Raw genomic sequence first — 1,084 nt, 5'->3', positions numbered from 1 at the left:
TACCTCCTGGTTGGAAAACCAAAGGCTTGACTCAACAAGGCGCAGAGCTGACGGCCACTATTGAGCGTGAGCCTAATGGCCTTATTGGTGTGTGGCAACAATGGCTGCGTCAACATGACTCATTTTCTTTGTTTTTGAGCAACGATGGGGACCAACACACGCTGCGTTTACCCCTCGCGTCTGGGATGCCTTACTGGCAGTCACACGTGATGCCGATGCAGCCGACAGACCAGCGCTTACAAGACGCGCTCGTGACCATGGGTTTTATCGCGCAGCAAAGCAGTGATAAGTCCTCAAGCACTTGGCAAAGTAAAACATGGGAGGTGACGCATCAAAGGGTGAGCGCATCAGAGCTTGATACCCTAGCGGCGCTGTTTGCGGTCATGCCGGTCTCGATGAAAGCGCTCACGCTAAAACCGGTGAGCCCACATCGTTGGTCACTCTCTTTTTCCATCACTTTATATGGAGGTCTCTAATATGACCCTTCCCCCAATTAAAATTGGTCTTATCGCCTTGATGGGCTTAGCGGCCGTAGGTATGGGCTACACCACGTTATTTCCTGACGTTGAGTCTGAGTACGCGGGTGCGCCCGCGGAGCGCGCCGAGCAAGACAATCCTATTGAGTTGGGTAGTGAGGCGCTCGCCTCAACGTCTTTATCAACATTAAGTGCAGAAGCGCCGATGGTTCTGGACGCAAAGCTGAACCAGCCTGTAGAGGCCACAACTGACGCATTGGGTGTTGCGCTTGCGCAATTTAACCTTGAGCCAGAGTTGGTCGCGCCCTTGCCACCTCTTAGCGACGATATTGAGACGTACCTTAATAAGCTTTCTGAGCTCAACATGGCGACGCTTGATGCTCAGGTGCGTGAGCAAAATTTACGTTCGCAACCGGACAGTTTGGAAACCGAGTTGAGCCTCATCGGTGCCCCCGTCAGCGTGACCCCGGTGGTGAGTGCGTCTTCAAGAGCGTCAAAGGAGGTGCAAACCGCCGGCTTGATGTTGGGCAGTCTTGTGCAAATCGACAACGGAGCGTGGCAAGCCCGCATTAACGTGCATGGCCGTTGGCATAAAGTGCAAAAAGGCA

General features: G+C 53.4%; 2 protein-coding genes. Both read left to right on the top strand.

The window, feature by feature from the left end; translation table 11 throughout:
• Positions 1-476 (top strand): hypothetical protein (locus tag AB6E51_RS24520; protein WP_372140326.1); only part of this gene is annotated, 476 nt, incomplete at its 5' end.
• A 1-nt stretch (position 477) separates the two neighbouring features.
• Positions 478-1,084 (top strand): hypothetical protein (locus AB6E51_RS24515; RefSeq protein ID WP_372140324.1); only part of this gene is annotated, 607 nt, incomplete at its 3' end.

The sequence above is a fragment of the Vibrio sp. 10N.247.311.47 genome (genome assembly GCF_041467535.1).
Taxonomy (GTDB): Bacteria; Pseudomonadota; Gammaproteobacteria; order Enterobacterales; family Vibrionaceae; genus Vibrio; species Vibrio crassostreae_C.
Note: the sequence above shows the minus strand (reverse complement) of the source record. Positions and strands in the feature narration are given on the sequence as shown.